Annotated in this window: 15 protein-coding genes; 6 read left to right on the plus strand and 9 right to left on the minus strand. The window is 71.2% G+C overall.

All coding sequences use genetic code 11. The annotated features are described in order from the left end of the window. Together M8542_RS02280 and M8542_RS02285 are read right to left on the minus strand one after the other, a co-directional pair. The gene (locus tag M8542_RS02280) at nt 1-981 is read right to left on the minus strand and encodes an LLM class flavin-dependent oxidoreductase (RefSeq protein ID WP_257918262.1); all 981 of its coding nucleotides are present in this window, start codon (nt 979-981) and stop codon (nt 1-3) included. Between the two features lie 10 nt (nt 982-991). Then, entirely contained in the window at nt 992-1,510 is a 519-nt protein-coding gene (locus M8542_RS02285) for a GNAT family N-acetyltransferase (RefSeq protein ID WP_257918263.1), read from the minus strand. An 83-nt stretch (nt 1,511-1,593) separates the two neighbouring features. Between M8542_RS02285 and M8542_RS02290 the strand changes: the two genes are divergently transcribed. After that, a complete protein-coding gene (locus tag M8542_RS02290; RefSeq protein WP_257918264.1) occupies nt 1,594-2,208 on the plus strand; it encodes a hypothetical protein in 615 nt (204 codons plus the stop codon). A 52-nt stretch (nt 2,209-2,260) separates the two neighbouring features. Here M8542_RS02290 and M8542_RS02295 read toward each other — a convergent pair whose 3' ends face one another. After that, nucleotides 2,261-5,959, minus strand: a complete 3,699-nt coding sequence (locus tag M8542_RS02295; RefSeq protein WP_257918265.1) for a multifunctional oxoglutarate decarboxylase/oxoglutarate dehydrogenase thiamine pyrophosphate-binding subunit/dihydrolipoyllysine-residue succinyltransferase subunit — start codon at nt 5,957-5,959, stop codon at nt 2,261-2,263. A 258-nt stretch (nt 5,960-6,217) separates the two neighbouring features. Between M8542_RS02295 and M8542_RS02300 the strand changes: the two genes are divergently transcribed. Next, complete coding sequence (locus M8542_RS02300) at nt 6,218-6,490, plus strand: hypothetical protein (protein WP_257918266.1); 273 nt, start codon at nt 6,218-6,220, stop codon at nt 6,488-6,490. Here M8542_RS02300 and M8542_RS02305 read toward each other — a convergent pair. The 4 genes from M8542_RS02305 to M8542_RS02320 all read right to left on the minus strand — a co-directional run bounded on the left by M8542_RS02305 (nt 6,487) and on the right by M8542_RS02320 (nt 12,953). Then, nucleotides 6,487-6,990 (minus strand): DUF4291 family protein, encoded by a 504-nt coding sequence (locus tag M8542_RS02305; RefSeq protein WP_257918267.1) that lies wholly within the window; start codon nt 6,988-6,990, stop codon nt 6,487-6,489. The genes M8542_RS02300 and M8542_RS02305 overlap by 4 nt on opposite strands. Before the next feature lie 212 nt (nt 6,991-7,202). Continuing rightward, nucleotides 7,203-10,949, minus strand: coding sequence for an ABC transporter ATP-binding protein (locus M8542_RS02310; RefSeq protein ID WP_257918268.1), 3,747 nt, complete (start codon nt 10,947-10,949; stop codon nt 7,203-7,205). Nucleotides 10,950-11,043: 94 nt separating this feature from the next. Then, nucleotides 11,044-11,931: an ABC transporter permease subunit gene (locus M8542_RS02315; RefSeq protein ID WP_257918269.1), complete on the minus strand. Its 888-nt coding sequence runs from the start codon at nt 11,929-11,931 to the stop codon at nt 11,044-11,046. Further along, complete coding sequence (locus M8542_RS02320) at nt 11,931-12,953, minus strand: ABC transporter ATP-binding protein (RefSeq protein ID WP_257918270.1); 1,023 nt, start codon at nt 12,951-12,953, stop codon at nt 11,931-11,933. The genes M8542_RS02315 and M8542_RS02320 overlap by 1 nt, the downstream gene beginning before the upstream one ends. Before the next feature lie 341 nt (nt 12,954-13,294). Between M8542_RS02320 and M8542_RS02325 the strand changes: the two genes are divergently transcribed. The 3 genes from M8542_RS02325 to M8542_RS02335 are packed head-to-tail and all read left to right on the plus strand — an operon-like array spanning nt 13,295 to nt 16,466. Continuing rightward, complete coding sequence (locus M8542_RS02325; RefSeq protein ID WP_257918271.1) at nt 13,295-13,960, plus strand: response regulator transcription factor; 666 nt, start codon at nt 13,295-13,297, stop codon at nt 13,958-13,960. Next, nucleotides 13,953-15,308, plus strand: coding sequence for a sensor histidine kinase (locus tag M8542_RS02330; RefSeq protein ID WP_257918272.1), 1,356 nt, complete (start codon nt 13,953-13,955; stop codon nt 15,306-15,308). The genes M8542_RS02325 and M8542_RS02330 overlap by 8 nt, the downstream gene beginning before the upstream one ends. A 45-nt stretch (nt 15,309-15,353) precedes the next feature. Beyond that, a complete protein-coding gene (locus M8542_RS02335; protein WP_257918273.1) occupies nt 15,354-16,466 on the plus strand; it encodes an acyltransferase family protein in 1,113 nt (370 codons plus the stop codon). 1 nt (nt 16,467) lies between these two features. On the opposite strand, the gene ald is transcribed toward M8542_RS02335, so the two are convergent. Beyond that, the gene (gene ald / locus M8542_RS02340; protein ID WP_257918274.1) at nt 16,468-17,583 is read right to left on the minus strand and encodes an alanine dehydrogenase; all 1,116 of its coding nucleotides are present in this window, start codon (nt 17,581-17,583) and stop codon (nt 16,468-16,470) included. Between the two features lie 173 nt (nt 17,584-17,756). Here ald and M8542_RS02345 point away from each other — a divergent pair, with 173 nt between their 5' ends. Beyond that, nucleotides 17,757-18,692 (plus strand): zinc-binding dehydrogenase, encoded by a 936-nt coding sequence (locus M8542_RS02345; protein ID WP_257918275.1) that lies wholly within the window; start codon nt 17,757-17,759, stop codon nt 18,690-18,692. Between the two features lie 402 nt (nt 18,693-19,094). On the opposite strand, the gene M8542_RS02350 is transcribed toward M8542_RS02345, so the two are convergent. Beyond that, nucleotides 19,095-20,006, minus strand: coding sequence for a zinc metalloprotease (locus tag M8542_RS02350; protein ID WP_257918276.1), 912 nt, complete (start codon nt 20,004-20,006; stop codon nt 19,095-19,097). Nucleotides 20,007-20,082: the final 76 nt, after the last annotated feature.

The following is a 20,082-nucleotide window of genomic DNA, read 5'->3' on the forward strand; positions in this document are numbered from 1 at the left end:
TTAGCCGCGCAGGGCCGCCGCCACGCGGGCGGCGTCCTCGATGCCCCGCTCCGGCGGCTCCTCCGGCAACGGCAGCAGCACCACCGACCCGCTCCCGGCCTCGTGCAGTGCCCGCACCGAAGCCACGCACTCGGCCAGCTCCCCGCAGATCGCCAGCCGCGAGATCCACTCGGGACGCAGCCCCGCCGCCAGTTCGTCCACAGTGGACGCCGAATCCACCAGTGCCAGCAGCTCCGAAGCGAATGGCAGATCCGCCACCTGCACGCGCGCCCCCGGAGTCAGCGACTCCGCCACCGTCAACCGTGCCCGCTCGACGTCACCCAGCGCCAGCCAGTTGTACGTCACCACCGCGTGGTGCGGTGGCGCGCCCTCCACCGCGCGACCCGGCGCGATGCCCGCCAAAGCCGTCCGGACGTACTCCGGCGGTGACGGCTCAGCCAGGATCGTGCCGTCCGCCGACGCGCCCGCCACCGCCAGGGACTTCGGGCGGCGGACGCCCGCCAGGAGCGGGGGCACCGACGCCGGCGGGAACACCAGCTCCACCTCGTCCAGGTCGACGTGCCGGCCCGCCACCGACACGCGATCACCCGCCAGCAGACGGCGGACCGCCACCAGCGTCTCCTCCAGCGCCGCCAGCGGGGACGCCGGGTACGCGCCGATCTGGCGCATCCACGACGGCACGCCGTGGCCGAAGCCGCCGATCAGGCGGCCCGGGTGCAGCTCCGCCAGTGCCGACAGCTCCATCGCCGCGATCGCCGGGTTGCGGGCCACCGCCGGCAGCACGCCGATGCCCACCTTGATCGTCGACGTCACCGCCAGCGCCGTCGCGACCGTCGCGATCCCGGCCGCCCAGAAACAGTCCTCGACCAGCCAGACCTCGTCGAGGCCCGCGGCCTCGGCCTGCCTCGCCAGCTCGACCAGGCGGGACGGGTGCTGCTCGCGGTTGATGCGGACGCCGACGGACGTATGCGGTGTATACAAACGAGGCTCCTCAGATCCGGGAGAACGCCGGCGCGTACTCGAACGCGCCCGCCTGCGTGGGTTTGTAGCCGGTGAGCGTGCGCGCCTGGAAGTGCTCGCCCCAGGCGGGGTCCGGCGCCGCGATCGAGAGCGTCGACGCCGTGACGAAGCCGAACCGCGAGTAGTACGCCGGGTTGCCGAGCAGGACGACGACGCCGAAGCCCAGCGCGTCCGCCGCGCCGAGCACCGCGTGCACCAGCGCCGAGCCGACGCCCGTCGCCTGCTGCGCGGGCAGCACGCCGAGCGGACCCAGGCCGGTCGCGGCCGATGTGTCTTCGCCGACGCGGGCCCGGCTGCAGCAGACGTGCCCGACCAGCTCGCCGCCGCGGACCGCCACCAGCGACAGCGCGTCGACGAGGTCGCCGTCGGCGCGCAGCTCGTCCACCAGCGGCGCCTCGACCGGGGTGACGCCGGGTTCGCGCCGGAAGGCTTCGCTGTGGATCGTGTGGATGGCCTTCCGGTCGGCGGGGGTTTCGCGGCGGATCAGCATGGTCGACACCTTGCCGCGAACCGGCGCCGGTCGGCAATCGGTTTCGGGTGCCTTGCCCCCGGAGATGGCCTAGTGTCCGATTCGTGCAGCAAGGACCGCAGTATCCGTTTCCCGACTACCCCGGCTACCCGCCGCCGAGGTCCGGGAAGACGGTGCTGCTCGTGGTGCTCGTGGCCGTCGGGATCCTCGTGCTGGCCGGGCTGGGGATCGGCGCGGTCTTCCTGCTGACGGCCAAGGACGACGAACTCGTGTCGGGTGAGCCGGACCGGTACACGGCGCTGCCGGGCTGCGCCGAAGTCGGCGGCCACGTGCCCGACCCGCCGCCGCTCGTGCGCGACGGCCCACCGACCCCCGGCACCGCCTCGGACGACGAGCTCGAACTCGTCCGCGTGAGCTGTGCCTGGGCGCCGGCCGCGGAAGTGACGATGGACCTGGCGAAGTCGGACGAGCCGGGCGCGGGCACCCGGTACGCCGCCGCGGCTTACGACCGGGCTGTCGCGGTGGGCGGCAAGCCGATCACCACCGGGCTGGGGCGGGCGACGAAAGCGGCCGACGTCGAGCTCGCCGCTCCGCGCTGCGGTGTGCACTTCTACCAGGGCAACGTCGACGTGACCGTGCTCGTCACCCTGGACGTGCCCGACCAGTGCCGCCGGACCGCGCGCAGCCTCGCGGAGGCGGCTTCGGCGTCCCTGCGGTGAGAACGACGAAGGCCCCCACGCCGGCAGCGCGGGGGCCTTCGTGGTCAAGCGATCAGTCGAACGCCTTCGAGATCAGCGCCTTCTGCTCCACCTCGTGCACCTTCGACGAGCCGGCCGACGGCGCCGCCATCGGACGGCGCGACACGACCTGCAGGCCCGAGAGCAGCTCCGGGAACTTCCGGGGCAGGTTCAGGCCGAAGAACGGCCACGCGCCCTGGTTTTCCGGCTCCTCCTGGACCCACGCGACCTCGGCCGCGTTCGTGTAGCGCTCGAGCGCCGCCGCCAGCTTCTTCTTCGGCAGCGGGTAGTACTGCTCGATCCGCACGATCGCGACGTCGTGCGCCTCGCGCTTGGTCCGCTCCGCCACCAGCTCCCAGTACAGCTTCCCGGAGGTCAGCAGCACCTTGCGGATCTTCGACGGGTCCGGCGTGACGTCGTCGATGACCGACATGAACCGGCTCTGGCCGGTGAAGTCGTCCGTCGGGGACGTCGCGGCCTTGTTGCGCAGCATCGACTTCGGCGTGAAGACGACCAGCGGGCGCTGGATGCCGTCGAGGGCGTGCCGGCGCAGCAGGTGGAAGTAGTTCGCCGGGGTCGACGGCACCGCCACCGTCATCGAGCCCTCCGCGCACAGCGAGAGGAACCGCTCGATGCGGCCGGACGTGTGGTCCGGGCCCTGGCCCTCGTGGCCGTGCGGCAGCAGCAGCACGACGTCCGAGCGCTGGCCCCACTTGGCCTCGCCCGAGGAGATGTACTCGTCGATGACGGTCTGCGCGCCGTTGACGAAGTCACCGAACTGCGCTTCCCACATGACCAGCGACTCGGGGTTGGCCACCGAGTAGCCGTACTCGAAGCCGACGGCCGCGTACTCCGACAGCGCCGAGTCGTAGATCATCACGCGGCCCTGGCCCTCGGCCAGGTTCTGCAGCGGCGAGTACTCCTGGCCGGTCTTGCGGTCGATGAACACCGAGTGCCGCTGGGTGAACGTGCCGCGCCGGGAGTCCTGGCCGGACAGCCGCACCAGGCGGCCCTCGATCGCCAGCGACCCGAACGCGAGCAGCTCGCCGAACGCCCAGTCGATGTCGCCCTCGCGGGACATCTTGTGACGGCGCTCCATGACCGGCTTGACGCGCGGGTGCGGCGTGAAGCCCTCCGGCACGTTCACGAACGCGTCGCCGATGTGCTCCAGCGTCTCGCTCGTGATCGCCGTCGCGACCTTGGCCGGGACCTGCTGCTCCTCCTCGACCGAGGGGCTCGCCTTCGCCGGGTGCTTCTCCAGCTCCCGGACCTCGTTGAAGACGTGCTCCAGCTGGCTCGAGAAGTCGCGCAACGCGGCTTCGGCCTCTTCGACGGAGATGTCCCCGCGGCCGATCAGCGACTCGGTGTAGGTCTTCCTCGTCGAGCGCTTCGTGTCGATGATGTCGTACATCGCCGGCTGCGTCATCGAGGGGTCGTCACCCTCGTTGTGGCCGCGGCGGCGGTAGCAGATCAGGTCGATGACGACGTCCTTGTGGAACGCCTGCCGGTACTCGACGGCCAGCTTGGCCACCCAGTGCGCGGCTTCGGGGTCGTCGCCGTTCACGTGGAAGATCGGCGAGCCGATCATCTTCGCGACGTCGGTGGCGTACTGCGAGGAGCGCGAGTGCTCCGGCGCGGTGGTGAAGCCGACCTGGTTGTTGACGATCACGTGCACGGTGCCGCCGGTGCGGTACCCGCGCAGCAGCGACAGGTTCAGCGTCTCGGCGACGACGCCCTGGCCCGCGAAGGCCGCGTCGCCGTGCATCAGGACCGGCAGCACGGTGTAGCCCTCGCCGCCCTTGTCCAGGAGGTCCTGCTTCGCGCGGACGATGCCCTCGAGCACCGGGTCCACGGTCTCCAGGTGCGACGGGTTCGCGGTCAGCGACACCTTCGTCTCGCCGTCGCCGAACATGCGGAAGTACTTGCCCTCGGCGCCGAGGTGGTACTTCACGTCACCGGAGCCGTGTGCCTGGCCCGGGTCGAGGTTGCCCTCGAACTCCTGGAAGATCTGGCTGATCGGCTTGCCGACGATGTTGGCCAGGACGTTCAGCCGGCCGCGGTGCGGCATGCCGATGACGACCTCGTCGAGCTCGTGCTCGGCGGCCTTGTCCAGCAGGGTGTCGAGCAGCGGGATCGCGGTCTCGCCGCCCTCGAGCGAGAAGCGCTTCTGGCCGACGTACTTGGTCTGCAGGAACGTCTCGAACGCCTCGGCGGCGTTCAGCTTCGAGAGCACGTACTTCTGGACCGCGGGGTCCGGCTTCTCGTGCGGGATCTCGACGCGCTCCTGGATCCAGCGGCGCTCCTCGGGGTCGAGGATGTGCGTGTACTCGATGCCGACCGTGCGGCAGTACGAGTTGCGCAGCACGCCGAGGATGTCGCGCAGCTTCATCCGCTCCTGGCCGGCGAAGCCGCCGACCGGGAACTCGCGGTCGAGGTCCCAGAGCGTCAGGCCGTGGGACAGGACGTCCAGGTCGGCGTGGCTGCGCTGGCGGTAGTTCAGCGGGTCGGTGTCGGCCATCAGGTGACCGCGCATCCGGAACGCGTCGATGAGCTCGATCACGCGGGCGGTCTTGTCGACCGGGCCCTCGGGGATGTCGGCGACCCAGCGGATCGGCTCGTACGGCAGGCGCAGGCTGGTGAAGACGTCGTCGTAGAAGCCGTCTTCGCCGAGCAACAGCTGGTGGATGCGCTTGAGGAACTCGCCGGACTCCGCGCCCTGGATGATGCGGTGGTCATACGTCGAGGTCAGCGTCATGATCTTGCTGATGCCGAGGTCGACCAGCGTCTTCTCGCTGGTGCCCTCGAACGCCGCCGGGTACTGCATGGCGCCGACGCCGATGATGGCGCCCTGGCCGGCCTGCAGGCGCGGCACCGAGTGGTTGGTGCCGATGCCGCCCGGGTTGGTCAGCGAGATCGTGGTGCCGGAGAAGTCGTCCGCGGTGAGCTTGTTGTTGCGGGCCTTCTTGACGATGTCCTCGTACGCCTGCCAGAACTGCAGGAACGTCATGTCCTCGCAGCCCTTGATCGAGGCCACGACGAGCGTGCGGGAGTTGTCCTTGCCCTTCATGTCGATCGCGAGCCCGAAGTTCACGTGCTCCGGCGTGATCGCGAACGGCTTGCCGTCGATCAGCTGGTAGTGCCGGTTCATGTTCGGGTAGTTCTTCAGCGCCCGCACCATGGCGTAGCCGATGAGGTGCGTGAAGGAGATCTTGCCGCCGCGGGTGCGCTTGAGGTGGTTGTTGATGACGATGCGGTTGTCGGCCATCAGCTTCGCCGGGACCGCGCGCACGCTGGTGGCGGTCGGGACGCTCAGCGAGGCGTCCATGTTCTTCGCGATGGCCGCCGCGGCGCCGCGCAGCTGCTTCGACTCCGGCTCGTCCTTCTTCGCTTCGGCCTTCGGCTCGGCCTTGGCGGCCGGCTTCGCGGGAGCCGCCTTGGCCGGCGCCGGCTTCGCGGGGGCGGGCTTGGTCGCCGCCTGCTTGGCCGCCGACTCGGCGTTCTGCACCGCCTTCGGCGACGGCTGCGAGGCCTGGCCGTTGGTGGCGGGCTTGGCGTCGGCCTGCTGCCGGGCGGTGTCCGCCTTGGCCTGGGCGCTCTGCGTCGGCTTGAAGTCCGCGAAGAAGTCGTGCCATGCGGCATCGACTGAAGAAGGGTCGGCGAGGAACTGGTCGTACATCTCTTCGACCAGCCACTCGTTGGGGCCGAACTGTGACGCAGGGCTGCTGCTGGACACGGCTGGGGCTCGCCTCTATCCGTCTCGATCTCGATCATGAATCCGCTGATGCGCCTACCAGGCTAACCCCCTCGGTGACCGCGATGTGATGGAACCGGCCTGTGTGAGGCGTGGCGCACTAGGGGATCGGTCACTGACTCGATCAAGATGTGCTAAGGGAACCTTAAGCACTGGACCCGGTACAGGGTTCGCGGGCTCTTTTTCGGGGGTTCCCGGGGTTGCCGTCGGGCGTTCACCGCGGCGGGTTCTCCTGGGTGGATGTGGCTGGTCGAATGTCCTTCGTTCTGGGACCAGGGCCTGGTGCGGCCGCTGGTGACGGAGTCCGGCACGGTCGTCCTGAGGTGCGACTCGTGCGCGGCCGTGTGGCCCACCCTGGCCGACTTCGAGGAGATGGAGTGGGTCGAGCCCGACGAGCCGGATTGGCTCGTCGGCGCCGGCGTCCACGTGCGGCCGGGGACGTTCCGGTGGGCCTCGCGGTCCGACGTCGAGGCGGCGGGGCTGGGCTCGCTGAAGTGGCGGGCGCTGCCCTAGCCGAGCGGGTACGGCGGCTCATGGGGGACGAGCTTGACCGCCTTGTGCAGCTGGTCGGTGGCCAGGAGACCGGCGATGTCCCGGATGACCGGGGTGACGTCGGTGATGGCGGTGATCCACCCGCCGGCGTAGCGGTCGAGGGCTTCGCCGGTGAGGCCGAGGCGGACGGCCTGGAAGTTCAGCGCCGTGTGGTCGAGGTCTCGCTCGGCGTCCCACTGGATGAGGACCGGGCCCTCGTGCGAGAAGGCCCACTCGAAGCCGTCGCGGGTGAGGTCGACGGCCAGGACGCGCTCGTGGCCGGGCTTGCTCCCGTTGCCGCTGTGGTAGGCGGCCAGGCGGAAGGACGGGTCGAGCCAGACGGTGCCGTCGAGGTCGGCGAAGGTCTGTTTGTCGAGCGCGGCGTCGGCGACCGCGGGAGAGCAGGCCTGGTAGACCCGGACGGTCGTCTCGGTCTGCGCGGCACGCACCTGCCGGTCGGGCACCCGCTTCTCTTCGAACATGCCCGCCATGCTCCCAGCGCCCCAGCCGCCCGGCCACGAACTTTCGTGCGCAAGAGGGCATCACCCGTGATCAGAGAGGCATCACACGTGATTGGAGGGTCAACTCGCGTGATTGGAGGGTCGACACGGCGGAGCCGGGCCGGGCCGGCGTGTCGACCTCTCAAACACGCGTGTCGACCTCCTGATCACGCGTGTCGACCCTTCAAGCACGGTCAGCCCAGGGCCCAGAGGCGGGCGTAGTGGCCGTTGGCGGCCACTAGCTCTTCGTGGGTTCCGGTTTCCACGATGCCGCCGTGGTCCAGGACCACTATTCGGTCCGCGCGGGCCGCGGTCGCGAGGCGGTGGGCCACCACGAATGTCGTGCGGCGGCGGGAGACCGTCTCCGTCGCGCGCAGGACGGCCGCTTCGGTGGAGGGATCGAGGGCGGCGGTTGCCTCGTCGAGCAGCAGGATGTCCGGGTCCACCAGCTCCGCGCGGGCCAGCGCCACCAGCTGGCGCTGACCGGCCGACAGCGACCGGCCGCGTTCGCCCACCGGCTGCAGGAAGCCTGCCGGCAGGGCCGCGACGCCGTCGAACGCGCCCACCGCCCGGACCGCCGCCTCCACCTCCGCGTCGGACGCCGCCGGGCGGCCGTAGCGGACGTTGTCGGCCACCGTGCCCGAGAACAGGTGCGCCTCCTGCGGCACCACGCCCATCCGGCGCCGCAGCCCGGCCAGCTCGTACTCGCGGACGTCCGTGCCGTCGATCCGGACCTCGCCGCCCGTGACGTCGTAGTAGCGCGCCACCAGCTTCACCGCCGTCGACTTGCCCGCGCCCGTCGCGCCGACCAGCGCGACCGTCTCGCCCGCCTCGACGTCCAGCGAGAACTCCGCCAGCGCCTTCGCCTCCGCGCCGGTGTAGGAGAACTCGACCTCCTTGAAGGAGACTTCGCCGCGCAGCCGCGCCGGCACCGCCACGGCGTTTTCCGCCGCCGGCACCGACGTCGGGGTGCGCAGCAGGTCGCCGATCCGGTTCAGGCCGACGCGCGCCTGCTGGTAGCCGTCGAACACCGCCGACAGCTGCTGGATCGGCGAGAAGAACTGCTGCAGGTACAGCAGGAACGCGAGCAGCACACCGGCCGAAAGCGTGCCCGCCGAGACGCGGTTCGCGCCCGCCACCAGCACCGTCGTGGTCGCCAGGTCGGACATCAGCGCGACCAGCGGGAAGTACGTCGCGACGTACCGCTGCGCCCGCAGCCGCGAGCGGCGGTAGTCGTCACTGCGTGAGGCGAACGCCGCCGCCGAGCGGTCTTCACGCGTGTACGCCTGGGCGACGCGCAGACCGCTCATGTTCTCCTGCATGTCCGCGTTGACCAGGCTGACCCGCTCGCGGGCCTCGTTGTACGCCTTCGACGCCGCCCGCCGGAAGATCACCGTCGCGACCGCCAGCACCGGCACCATCGCCAGCGCGTACAGCGCCAGCCCCGCGTCGGTGACCAGCAGCGCCACCGTGATGCCCGCCAGCGTCAGCGCGCTGACCACCGCGGTGGCCAGGCCGGTCTGCAGGAACGTCGACAGCGCGTCGACGTCCGTGGTCATCCGGGTCATGATCTTTCCGGACAGCTCCCGCTCGTAGTAGTCGAGCCCGAGCCGCTGCAGGTGCGCGTAGCTGCGGACGCGCAGCGCGTACAGGACTGTTTCACCGACCCGCGAGGTCAGCCGCGTCTGCGCGAACACCACCGCCCAGTCGGCCGCGATCACCGCCGCGCCGATCCCGGCGGCCAGCCAGATCATCCACTCCACGCCCGCGCGGACGCCGTGGTCGACGCCGAACTGGTAGAGCCCCGGCAGCGCGATCGACGCCAGCGCGTCGGCCGCCACCAGCCCGATGACCACCGCCAGCGGCCAGCGGACCGGCCGCAGCAGCCGGGCCAGCCGGAACTCCGGGTCGGGCGCGGTGACGTCCACATCGGACAGCCGCGGCTCGTCGTCGGCGGCTGGCAGCTTCCGGACGCCCTCGATCAGCTCCGGCGTCGGCGGCACGTCGAGGCCGCCGCCCCCGCCGACGAACCCGCTGCTGTTGACGTTGCCGCTGCGCAGGCGGGCGGCGTCGGCCAGGTCGTCGACCTCGTCGCGGCTCTCGTCACGCGGCCACAGCGCCGGTGTGACGCCGGCCGGGCCGCAGTCGAGGCCCTCGCAGCGGTGCTTTTCTTCGACGTCGTCGCCCGGGCCGGCGACCAGCTCGCGGAACAGCGGGCAGCGCGCCATCAGCTCGGCCTCGGTGCCCACGTCGACGACGCGGCCCTCGTCGAGCACCGCGATCCGGTCGGCCAGCGCCAAGGTCGAGCGCCGGTGCGCGATCAGCAGGGTCGTGCGGCTCGCGGTGACCGAGCGCAGGGTGTCGTGGATCGCCGCCTCGGTGACCGTGTCGATGGCCGAGGTCGCGTCGTCCAGGATCAGGATCCGCGGGTCGGTGATCAGGGCCCTGGCCAGCCCGAGCCGTTGCCGCTGACCACCCGAGAGCGTGAGCCCGCGCTCGCCGACCAGCGTGTCGTACCCCTCGGGCAGGTCACGGATGAACTCGTCCGCTTCCGCCGCGCGCGCCGCCGCGAAGATCTCCTCGTCGCTCGCGTCGGGACGGCCGTACGCGATGTTGTCCCGGATCGAGGAGGAGAACAGGAACGCCTCTTCGAACACCACGCCGATCGCCTGGCGCAGCTGCCGCAGCGGCACGTCCCGGACGTCGAGGCCGCCGACGCGCACCGAGCCCGCGTGCACGTCGTAGAACCGGGGCAGCAGCAACGAGATCGTCGACTTCCCCGAGCCCGCGGTGCCGACCAGCGCCAGCGTCTCGCCCGGGTTCGCGGTGACCGAAAGGCCGGACAGCACCGGTTCGCTGCGGGTGTAGCCGAACCGGACGTCTTCGAGCTCGACGCCCAGCGGCCCGCTCGGCAGCAGCCGCGCGTCGGGGGAGTCGACGACCTCCGGCTGGGCGTCGATCAGCTCGTACACGCGCTCGGCGCCGGCGCGGGTCAGCTGGGCCTGCACGACCAGGCCGGACAGCATCCGGGCCGGGCCGATCAGCGTCGCGAGGTAGGTCGCGAAGGCGAGGAAGGTGCCGAGCGTGATGGAGCCGTTCAGCGCGAGGACACCGCCGATGCCGAGCACCGCGACCTGCCCGGCGGCGGGCAGCGCCGCCGTGGTCGCCGTCGGCACCGCGGCCAGCTTCGCCGCGCGAAGCCGCTCTGCGAACAGCGTGCGCGCTGTCCCTTCGAGCTTCGACACCTCCCGCGTCTCCTGGCCGAAGCCCTTGACCACGCGGACACCGGTGACGGTCTCCTCGACCTGCTGCGCGACGTCCGCCGCGCGCTGCTGCGCCGACCAGGTGGCCGGGAAGAGGCGCTTGCGGCTGCGGGCGATGACGATGCCGACCGCGGGGGTGACGACCAGGGCGATCAGCGTCAGCACCGGCGACATCCACAGCATCGCCGCGAACGACAGCACCGCGAAGATCACCGAGCCGAACGACAGCGGGATCTGCATGAGGATCCCGACGACCAGCTGCAGGTCGGAGATCGCGCGCGAGACCACCTGGCCGGTGCGCAGCGCGTCCTGCTTGCCACCATCCAGCCGCGAAACCGCGTTGAACACGCGCTGGCGCAGGTCGTGCTGGACGTCGAGCGCCAGCTTCCCGCCGAAGTACCGGCGCATGAACGCGGTGCCGAACGCCACCAGCTGCAGGGCGACCAGGAAGACGGCGATGCCGGGCAGCGCGCCCGTCTGCCCCGCCACGGCGTCGTCGACCGCCGAGCGCACCAGCAGGGGGCTGGCGGCCTGCACACCGACGCTGAGCACGGCGGCGAGCAGCGACAGCACGACGAGCGCGCGATGCTCCCACGCCGCGGCGGACAGCCGGCGGACCCAGCCGACGGTCTCGGCGGGTGGGAGCTCTTGACGGGAGCGGGGCGGAGCGATGGTCACGTTCCAACACTAAGCGCCGCCACCGACAATTTATTTCCCATAACGCCGAAAAGGCCACCCCGAGCTGCGGGATGGCCTTCTCGGACGGGCCGGACTACGTGATGTCGCGACGCTGGTTGCCCGCCCAGCCGAGGCCGAAGAACACCATCGTCCACGCGAAGAAGATCAGCGCCGAAGCCCACCACGAAAGCACGCCGGGCGCGCTCGCGGTGAGCTGCAGCACCAGCTGCGAGCCGGAGTCCACGCTGCTCGGCAGGTCCAGCGAGTTGAACCCGAAGGCGTCCGCCGCGATGCCGCCGACGATCCCGTTCGCGGTGCCGTTCGGCAGGATCCCGCCGAGGATGCGGACATCGCCCCAGGCCCAGAACGCGATCACCAGGACGTTCTCCAGGATCAGGAACCACACGACCAGCAGCACGACGGCCAGCGGCACGCTGCGCAGCACCGCGCCGAACCCGATGCCGAACAACGTCACGAGCACCGCGGCCAGCACCGTCCCGCCGAGCGCGGCCAGCCACTGCCCCGTGCTGGGCCAGCGGCCCGAGTCGACCGAGGTCATCACCGCGACCGCCGAGACGCCGAAGCTGACCAGGCCGTAGATGGCACCCCACGCGGCGTAGGTGAGCATCTTCGCGGTCAGCGCCGAAATCCGGTTCGGCGCGGTGAGGAAGGTCGTCGTGATCGTCTTGCTGCGGTACTCGCCGGCCAGCGCGAAGACGCCGAACAGCGCCGGCACGAGCTGCGCGATGTTCACGCCGTGCGCCAGCGCCAGCAGCCCCACCGGGATCTTGTTCGGGTCGAGGCCGATCATGTCGCTGACCTGCCGGGCGTCCTTGCCGCCGAGGAAGTCCGCGAAGTCGTTCGTGAGGCTGCCCCACGCGAAGGTCAGCCAGAACGCCACCAGCACCAGCGGGATCAGCAGCACCCACCAGGTCTTCAGCGAGAGCGTCTTGCGGAACTCCGCCTTGATCAGGTTCCCCATCACCGCTGCGGACCTCCCCAGTGCTGCTGCTGTTGCTGCTGCGGCCCCGACGGCGGGTACCCCGGCGGTGGCGGACCTTGGTACTGCGGCTGCGGCTGGTAACCCGGCCCGCCGGTGTACTGGCCCTGCGTCAGCTGGAAGAACATCCGCTCCAGGTCGGCGTGGTCCTCCTGCATGCCGTAGACCGCGATGCCGGCCTTCGCGGCCAGGTCACCGATCTGCTGGACGCTCGACCCGGCGACCGCGACCCGGCCGTCCGGCGTCGGCGAAACCTGCTGGATGCCGTTCTCCTGCAACGTCTTCACGAGCGCGGCCGGGTCCGCCGGCTGCACCAGCACGCGCGACTGCTGGCTCTTGCGCAGCTGGTCGAGCGGGCCGTAGTACCGGGTGATCCCCTGGCTGATGATGACGACCTGGTCGATCAGCTGCTCGACCTCGTTCAGCAGGTGGCTCGACACGAGCACCGTGCGCCGCTGCTCGCGCGCGTAGGAACGCAGGAAGTTCCGCAGCCACAGGATGCCCTCGGGGTCGAGGCCGTTCGTCGGCTCGTCGAGCACCAGGACCTGCGGGTCACCGAGCAACGCCGTCGCGAGCGCGAGCCGCTGCCGCATGCCGAGGGAGAACCCGCCGGCCTTGCGGTCCGCGGCGCTGCCCAGGCCCACCAGGCCGAGCACCTCGTCGGCGCGCCGGTCCGGGACGCCGATGGCCGCCGCGTACACCCGGAGGTGGTTGCGCGCCGTGCGGCTCGGGTGGAACCCCTCGTTCTCCAGCACCGAGCCCACCACGCGCGCCGGGTTCCCCAGCTGCGAGTGCGGCCGTCCGTTGATCGTCGCGGCGCCGGACGTGGGCGTCACCAAGCCGAGCAGCATGCGCAACGTCGTCGTCTTGCCGGCGCCGTTCGGGCCCAGGAAGCCCGTCACCGAACCCGGTTCGACCGTGAAGCTGAGGTTCTGCACCGCGTTCACCGCGCCGAACTGCTTGCTCAGGTTCTGCACCACTATCCGGCCACTGCCGTCGTGCATACCGTCCCCTAACGTTCCCGCTGATGCGGCGTCATCCTGCCCTACCGACGCCGCCCGCGCGCAGGGAACGGCCGAACCCGCGGGGAGCGACCTTCGTCACTTTCCGCTACGGGTCGTCGTGGCTCTGCGTGGTGTCGAAAGTGCGCTGACCTGAGGATTTCGGCCGGGCGAGCTGTCAGTGGCAGATCAACTCGGTAAAGAATTCATTCGACTTGCCGACCCGGTGGCGCAAAGTCCGGCTGACACCTCTAAGCTAGTAAGTGGCGACCCGCTCCCAGTGACCCCCAGGCTGGTTGAGCGGGTCGCCGCTTACGTTCCCGGGCCTGTGGCATCGTGACGCGATGCGGATCTTGCTCGTCGAGGATGAGCGGCGGCTGGCCGAAGCGCTGCGGGCCGGGCTCAGTGCCGAGGGCTACGCCGTCGATGTCGCGCACAACGGGCGGGACGCGCTGTGGCACGCCTCCGAACACCCCTACGCCGCGATCATCCTCGACATCATGCTGCCCGGCCTCAACGGCTACCGCGTCTGCCGGCGGCTGCGCGACCAGGGCGACAGCACCCCCATCCTCATGCTCACCGCCAAGGACGGCGAGGACGACGAGATCGAGGCCCTCGACACCGGCGCCGACGACTTCCTCCCCAAGCCCTTCTCCTACGGCGTCCTGCTCTCCCGCCTGCGCGCCCTCATCCGCCGCGGCGGGGCCACCCGGCCGGGGGTCCTCAGACTGGGGGACCTCGAGCTCGACCAGGCCGGCCGGACCTGCCGGCGCGGGACCGCCGACATCGCCCTCACCGGCAAGGAGTTCGCTCTGCTCGCCTACCTCATGCAACGGCCGGGGCAGGTCGTCACCAAGGCCGAGCTGCTCGACAACCTCTGGGACTTCGCCGCCTCCGCGACCGCCAACCTGGTCGAGGTGCACGTCAGCGCGCTGCGGCGCAAGCTCGGCACCGAAACCATCCGGACCGTCCGCGGCGCCGGGTACCTCGTGGCGACCTCCGGTGCCTAGCTTCCTGCGCACCACCCGCTTCCGCGTCGCGGTGACGGCGTTCGCCGCTTCGGCCGCGGCGCTCGGTGCGGTCTCCGTGTGGTTCGTCCTCCAGGCGCAGGGCCGGCTCGAGAGCGCCGCCACGCAGCTCGCCGACGCCCACGCCGACGCGATCGTCCAGCTCCTGAACACCGGCGCGAAGCCCGCCGACCTGACGCTGCTCGTGCGCGACTCGATCTACGAGGTCAAGGACCGCACCGGCAAGAGCGTCGTGTCCTGCCCGGTCCTGCGCGAGGGCACCCTCGCCGCCTACGACGTGGATGTCACGCTCGCGCCGTACCAGATCGACCGGGCCGACCAGGCGTCCGTCGGCTGCGCTCCCGAGCTGCGGGACGTCGACGAGTACGTCACCGTGCACGTCGTCCACGCGAACAGCGGTGACAGCAAGTACGACGTCTACGCGGGCGCCGCGATCGACACCGAAGGCCAGGCCGCCGTCGACTCCGTCCGCACCGTGCTCACCTTCGGGGTCCCGGCGGTCGCGCTGCTCATCGGGGTCATCGCGTGGCTCGCCGTCCGGCGCTCGCTGCGCCCGGTCGAGGCCATCCGCGGCGAGGTCGCCGAGATCGGTGCGCACGACCTGAGCCGCCGCGTCCCGGACCCGCGCACCGGCGACGAGATCGCCCGCCTCGCCGGCACGATGAACACCATGCTCGCGCGCCTCGACGAGGCCGTCACGCGGCAGAGCCGGTTCACCTCCGACGCGTCGCACGAGCTGCGCACCCCGCTCGCCTCCCTGCGGACGCAGCTCGAAGTGCTGCTGGCCCACCCCGACCGCCTCGACTGGCGGCACTCGTGCGAGAACGCGCTGCTCGACGTCACCCGGCTCCAGGACCTCGTCGCCGACCTCGTGCTGCTCGGCAAGCTCGACCACGCCGGGCCGGACCGCCTCGAACCCGTCGCACTGTCCGAAGTGGTCGACGCGGCCGTGGCGGGGCGAGCCGTCGACGTCGAGGTGCGCGGGACGCCCGTGGTGCGCGGCCACCGCTCGCGGCTCGAACGGCTCGTCCGCAACCTCGTCGACAACGCCCGGCGGCACGCGGTGTCCTGGGTGGCCGTCGAGGTGTCCGCTGTGGACGGCTGGGTCGTGCTCTCGGTCACCGACGACGGGCCCGGCGTGCCCGAGGCGGACCGCGAGCGCGTCTTCGACCGGTTCGTCCGCCTCGACGACGCCCGTGCCCGCGACGACGGCGGATCGGGCCTGGGCCTGGCGATCGTCGCGGACATCGCACGCGCCCACGGCGGCACGGCCGCGCTCGAGGGCGCCAGCCGGTTCGTCGTCCGGCTCCCGGAGCTGAAGACTTCTTAAGCCGGCTTCAGGCTGCGTTCAGCGTCCGGATCCGACGCTGCGCGCATGATCATCTCCTGGCGGCCCCTCGACCACGCCGCCTACCGTTCGTCGTCGTGGTTCCCCGGCCTGACCGGACTGCGCGCGCTCGCCGCGCTCGCCGTCGTGTTCTTCCACTACGGCGGCCCGGTCGTCGACCGGCTGCAGGGCTGGATCGCCGTCCAGCTGTTCTTCGTGTTGTCCGGCTTCCTCATCACCACGCTGGCGCTGCGCGAAGAAGACCGCACCGGGCGGATCTCGCTGCGGGGCTTCTACGTCCGGCGCGTCTTCCGGATCATGCCGGTGTACTTCCTGCTGCTCGGGCTCACCGCGGTGGCGGTCACGCTCGCCGGTACCTACGGCAGCAGCCGGTTGTCGGACGCGATGCCGTACTACCTGACGTTCTTCAACGAGGTCGTCGACTTCAACACGCCGTACCCGACGTCGTGGTCGCTCGGCGTGGAGGAGAAGTTCTACCTGGTCTGGCCCGCGCTGCTCGTGCTGACGTCGTTCGCGAAGTCCGGCAGGACCGCGCTGCGGGTGCTGATCGGCGCGGGCGCGCTGGGGTTCGTGCTCGGCGTGCTGCCGCTGGCGCCCGCGCACCAGTGGGCGAGCCTGAGCGTGCACTACGGCTCGCTGGTCGTCGGCTGCCTGCTCGCGCTCGCCCTGCACCACCCGCGCGGGTTCGCGGTGCTGCGCCCGCTGACCAGCCCGGCCGCGGCGGTGCTGGTCGCGCTGGGGTTCGTCGCCCTGCAGCTGTCGGTCAAGCCGCTGGGGCAGGCGCTCGGCGGGAACTGGCAGTTCGTCGTGCCGGTCTACGCGGTGGGCGCGGCGCTGCTGCTCGTGGCCGTGCTCGGCCAGGGGCCGGTGCGGCGGCTGCTCTCGAGCCGGCCGCTCGCCTTCGTCGGGGACCGGTCCTACGCGCTCTACCTCGCGCAGACCGGCGCGGCGGGCGTGACCGGCCTGCTGTTCCCGACCGGTCTGGTGAAGGCCGCCGCGACGTCCGCGGTCGCGCTGCTCTTCGCGTGCGCCCTGCGCAAGTGGGTCGAGCAGCCCGCGATCGCGTTCGGGCGGCGGCTGGTGGCGAAAGGGGAGCGGGCCCCTGCCGTGGAACGACAGGGGCCCGCTCGGGTGGGATAGCTCAGGCGAGGACGGTGTCCAGCGGGGTGTGCGGCAGCTCGTGGGCCACCGCGACCGGGCCGTTGGTCAGCTTGCCGTCGTGGGTGTTGAGGCCCTTGGCCAGCGCGGCGTCGGCCTGCAGCGCGGCCTTCCAGCCGTGCTCGGCCAGCTGGACCGCGTACGGCAGCGTGACGTTCGTGAGGCCGTAGGTCGACGTCCGCGGCACCGCGCCCGGCATGTTCGCGACGCAGTAGAAGACGGACTCGTGCACGGTGTAGGTCGGCTCGTCGTGCGTGGTCGGGCGCGAGTCGGCGAAGCAGCCGCCCTGGTCGATCGCGATGTCGACGAGCACGCTGCCCGGCTTCATGCGGGACACGAGCTCGTTCGAGACCAGCTTCGGCGCCTTCGCGCCCGGGACCAGCACCGCGCCGATCACCAGGTCGGCCTGCAGCACGGACTCCTCGACCGACAGCCGGTTCGACGTCACCGTGCGGATGCGGCCGCCGAAGTCGTTGTCGATCTGGCGGAGGCGGTCGACGTTGGTGTCCAGGATCTCGACGTCCGAGCCGAGGCCCAGCGCGACGCGGGCGGCGTTCAGGCCGGCCACGCCACCGCCGATGACGACGACGCGCGCCGGGTGGACACCGGGGATGCCGCCGGGCAGGACACCGCGGCCGCCGCTGGGCTTCATCAGCGAGAACGCGCCGACCTGCGGGGCCAGCCGGCCCGCGACCTCGGACATCGGGGCGAGCAGCGGCAGCGCGCCGTTCGCGGTCTGCACCGTCTCGTACGCGATCGCGGTGGTGCCGGCGGCGAGCAGCGCGTCGGTCAGCGGCCGGTCGGCGGCGATGTGCAGGTAGGTGAAGAGGACCTGGTCGCGCCGCAGCCGCGGGTACTCCTCGGCGATGGGCTCCTTGACCTTGAGGACGAGCTCGCCCTCGGCCCAGGTCTCGTCGGCGGTGGCGAGGATCTTCGCGCCGGCGGCGACGTACTCGTCGTCGGTGATGGACGAGCCGACACCCGCACCGGTCTCGACGAAGACGTCGTGCCCGCGGCCGACCAGCTCGTGGACCCCGGCCGGGGTCAGCGCGACCCGGTACTCGTGCCTCTTGATTTCACGGGGAACAGCGATGCGCACGGACGGCCTCCTGGGTCGGTCTGCGTCGAAAAATCGGTGCGGTGGTGCCACTCACGGTGAGCCACCCGGACGGCGGTGTCATCGTGCTGCGCGGACATTTCTCGGCCGTATTCGTAGTTCCGTGCGAACAAGTGTGTTGACCTCGATCCCACTCGAGGTTGCAGCGTGGCGCCATGAGAGCTGTGTGGTTGCGGGAGTTCGGCGGGCCCGAGGTGCTCGTGCCGGGGGAGGCGCCGGATCCGGTCGCCGGGCCCGGCCAGGTGCTGGTCGAGGTGGTGTTCGCGAACATCACGTTCGTGGAGACGCAGTTCCGGGCGGGCGCTCCCGGCCCGTTCCGGGCGACACCGCCGATGATCCCGGGCAACGGCGTCGGCGGCGTGGTCAGCAGGGTCGGCGAAGGGGTCGATCCGGCGCTGACCGGGCAGCGGGTGGTGACGTCGACGGGCGGGTCCGGCGGGTACGCCCAGCGGGTCGCGGTCGCGGCGGAGTCGGTGTTCGCGGTGCCGGACGCGTTGTCGCTCGACGCGGCGGCGGCGTTGCTCGCGGACGGCCGCACCGCGACGGGCCTGGTGCACGCGACGGGGGTGCGCCCCGGCGACCGGGTCCTCGTGGAGGCGGCGGCGGGCGGTGTCGGCGGCCTGCTGGTGCAGCTGGCGAAGGCGGCGGGCGCGTCGGTGGTCGGTGCGGCGGGCGGGCCGGCGAAGGTGGCTTCGGTGGTGGGCGCGGATGACGTCGTCGACTACCTACGCGCCGACTGGGCGGCTTCGGTCGGCGAGGTGGACGTCGTCTTCGACGGCGTGGGCGGGGCGATCGGCACGACGGCGTTCGGGCTGCTGCGTCCGGGCGGCCGGATGGCGAGCTACGGCCTGGCCGGCGGTTCGTGGGCGGAAGTGTCCGAAGTGGACGCCGCGGCGCGCGGGGTTTCCCTGGTGCGCTCGATCGGCAGCCCGGCGGAGCTGCGGGGGTTCACGGAGTCGGCGCTGGCGGAGGCCGCGGCGGGCCGGCTGGTCCCGGTGATCGGGCAGCGCTTCCCGCTGGAGCAGGCGGCGGACGCCCACGCGGTGATCGAATCCCGTGCCACGGTGGGAAAGACGCTGCTGGTGGCATGAGCGGGTTCGACGGGGTTCTGCGGGGCCCCTGACCGCGCGGGTCGCGACGGACGGACCGACCGTGCGACCCACCGGGTACGACGGCGCTCGAAGACTGGCCCGACGGTGTCGTCGCCCAGCTGTGGGCCGCGGAGCCGGAACACCGCGCCCCACCCATCCCTGGGGGACGAGCCCCGCTCAGTCTATCGCCGGTGCCCGACAGTTCGGCCGATATACGGGTGAGGGAAAGAGATCTGTCCACATTCGGCGCGGGCTGTGGACAACGCGGAGATCGTGTACCCGCACGACAACGCCGACACGCTCTGGGTGCACCTGCGCCCGGCGCGGCTGGTCGCGACGGACCTCAGCTACGAGGCCGGCTGAAAGCCGTGGAGGGCGCCAGTGCCCTCCACGGCGAAAGCATCAGGCCCGGTAGGCCGACCAGGAGCTGTTCATCCGCGTGGTCTGGCCCGCGGTGAACTCGTACATGCAGGAGTCGTAGCTGTAGTCCATGAAGTTGTGGATCGGGTCGTTGCCCGCCGCCGAGCAGGTGTTCTTGCTCGCCGGGCAGCCCGACGTCGCCGTTGCCTCGGCCGGCGTGTCCGACACGTAGTCGCCCGAACCGGAGCAGCCGCCCTGGAACGTGTGGTACAGCCCCATCCAGTGGCCGATTTCGTGGGTGGCGGTGTCACCCTCGTTGTAGTTCGTCGCCGAGCGGCCCGGGAGGGACTCGTCGAGGATCACCACGCCGTCCATCTTCGGCGCGGAGGTGTAGTTCCACGGGAACGTGGCCCAGCCGAGGAGGTCGTCGCCGAGGTTGGCCGTGTAGATGTTCAGCGCGTTCTTGCCGCCCTTGTGCAGCGCGTTCTTCATGTTGCGCTCGGCGGACGTGCCGTCGGTGATGCCGTTGTACCAGCTGGAGTTGTTCGTGTAGTCAGTGCTCACCAGCGAGAAGCTGTAGCCGCTCTTCGCGTACGCGCTGTTGAGCACCGAGATCTGCTTGGTGATCGTCGCAGCCGGGAGGTTGCCGGTCGAGCCGCTGGTGATCACGTGGAAGTAGACCGGGATCGACACCGCCGCCGCGGCGAGCGCGGTGCGCTTGCCGGCCAGCCTGCCCTGCATGTCCGCCTCGACGCGGGCCGCTTCGGCCGGCGAAAGGCTGTCGGCGTGACCGTCCTTGCTGCGGTCCGCGGACTGGGTGGGGGTGAAGCAGTCGCCCGACGGCGCGGCGACCGCGCTCCCGGCCGTGGTGCCCGGGACGACCAGGGCGACGAGGGAGAGCGCGGACACCGCACCCAGCTTGACGGCCCTGCGAAACCGCTCCGAACTGCTCATGGACACTCCTCTGCACCGACCCGGCTACCCCGGGTGCTGCGAAGAAAAATGCGTCAGGCGATCACCGGAATCCACC

The organism is Amycolatopsis iheyensis, assembly GCF_024703995.1.
GTDB classification, from domain to species: Bacteria; Actinomycetota; Actinomycetes; order Mycobacteriales; family Pseudonocardiaceae; genus Amycolatopsis; species Amycolatopsis iheyensis.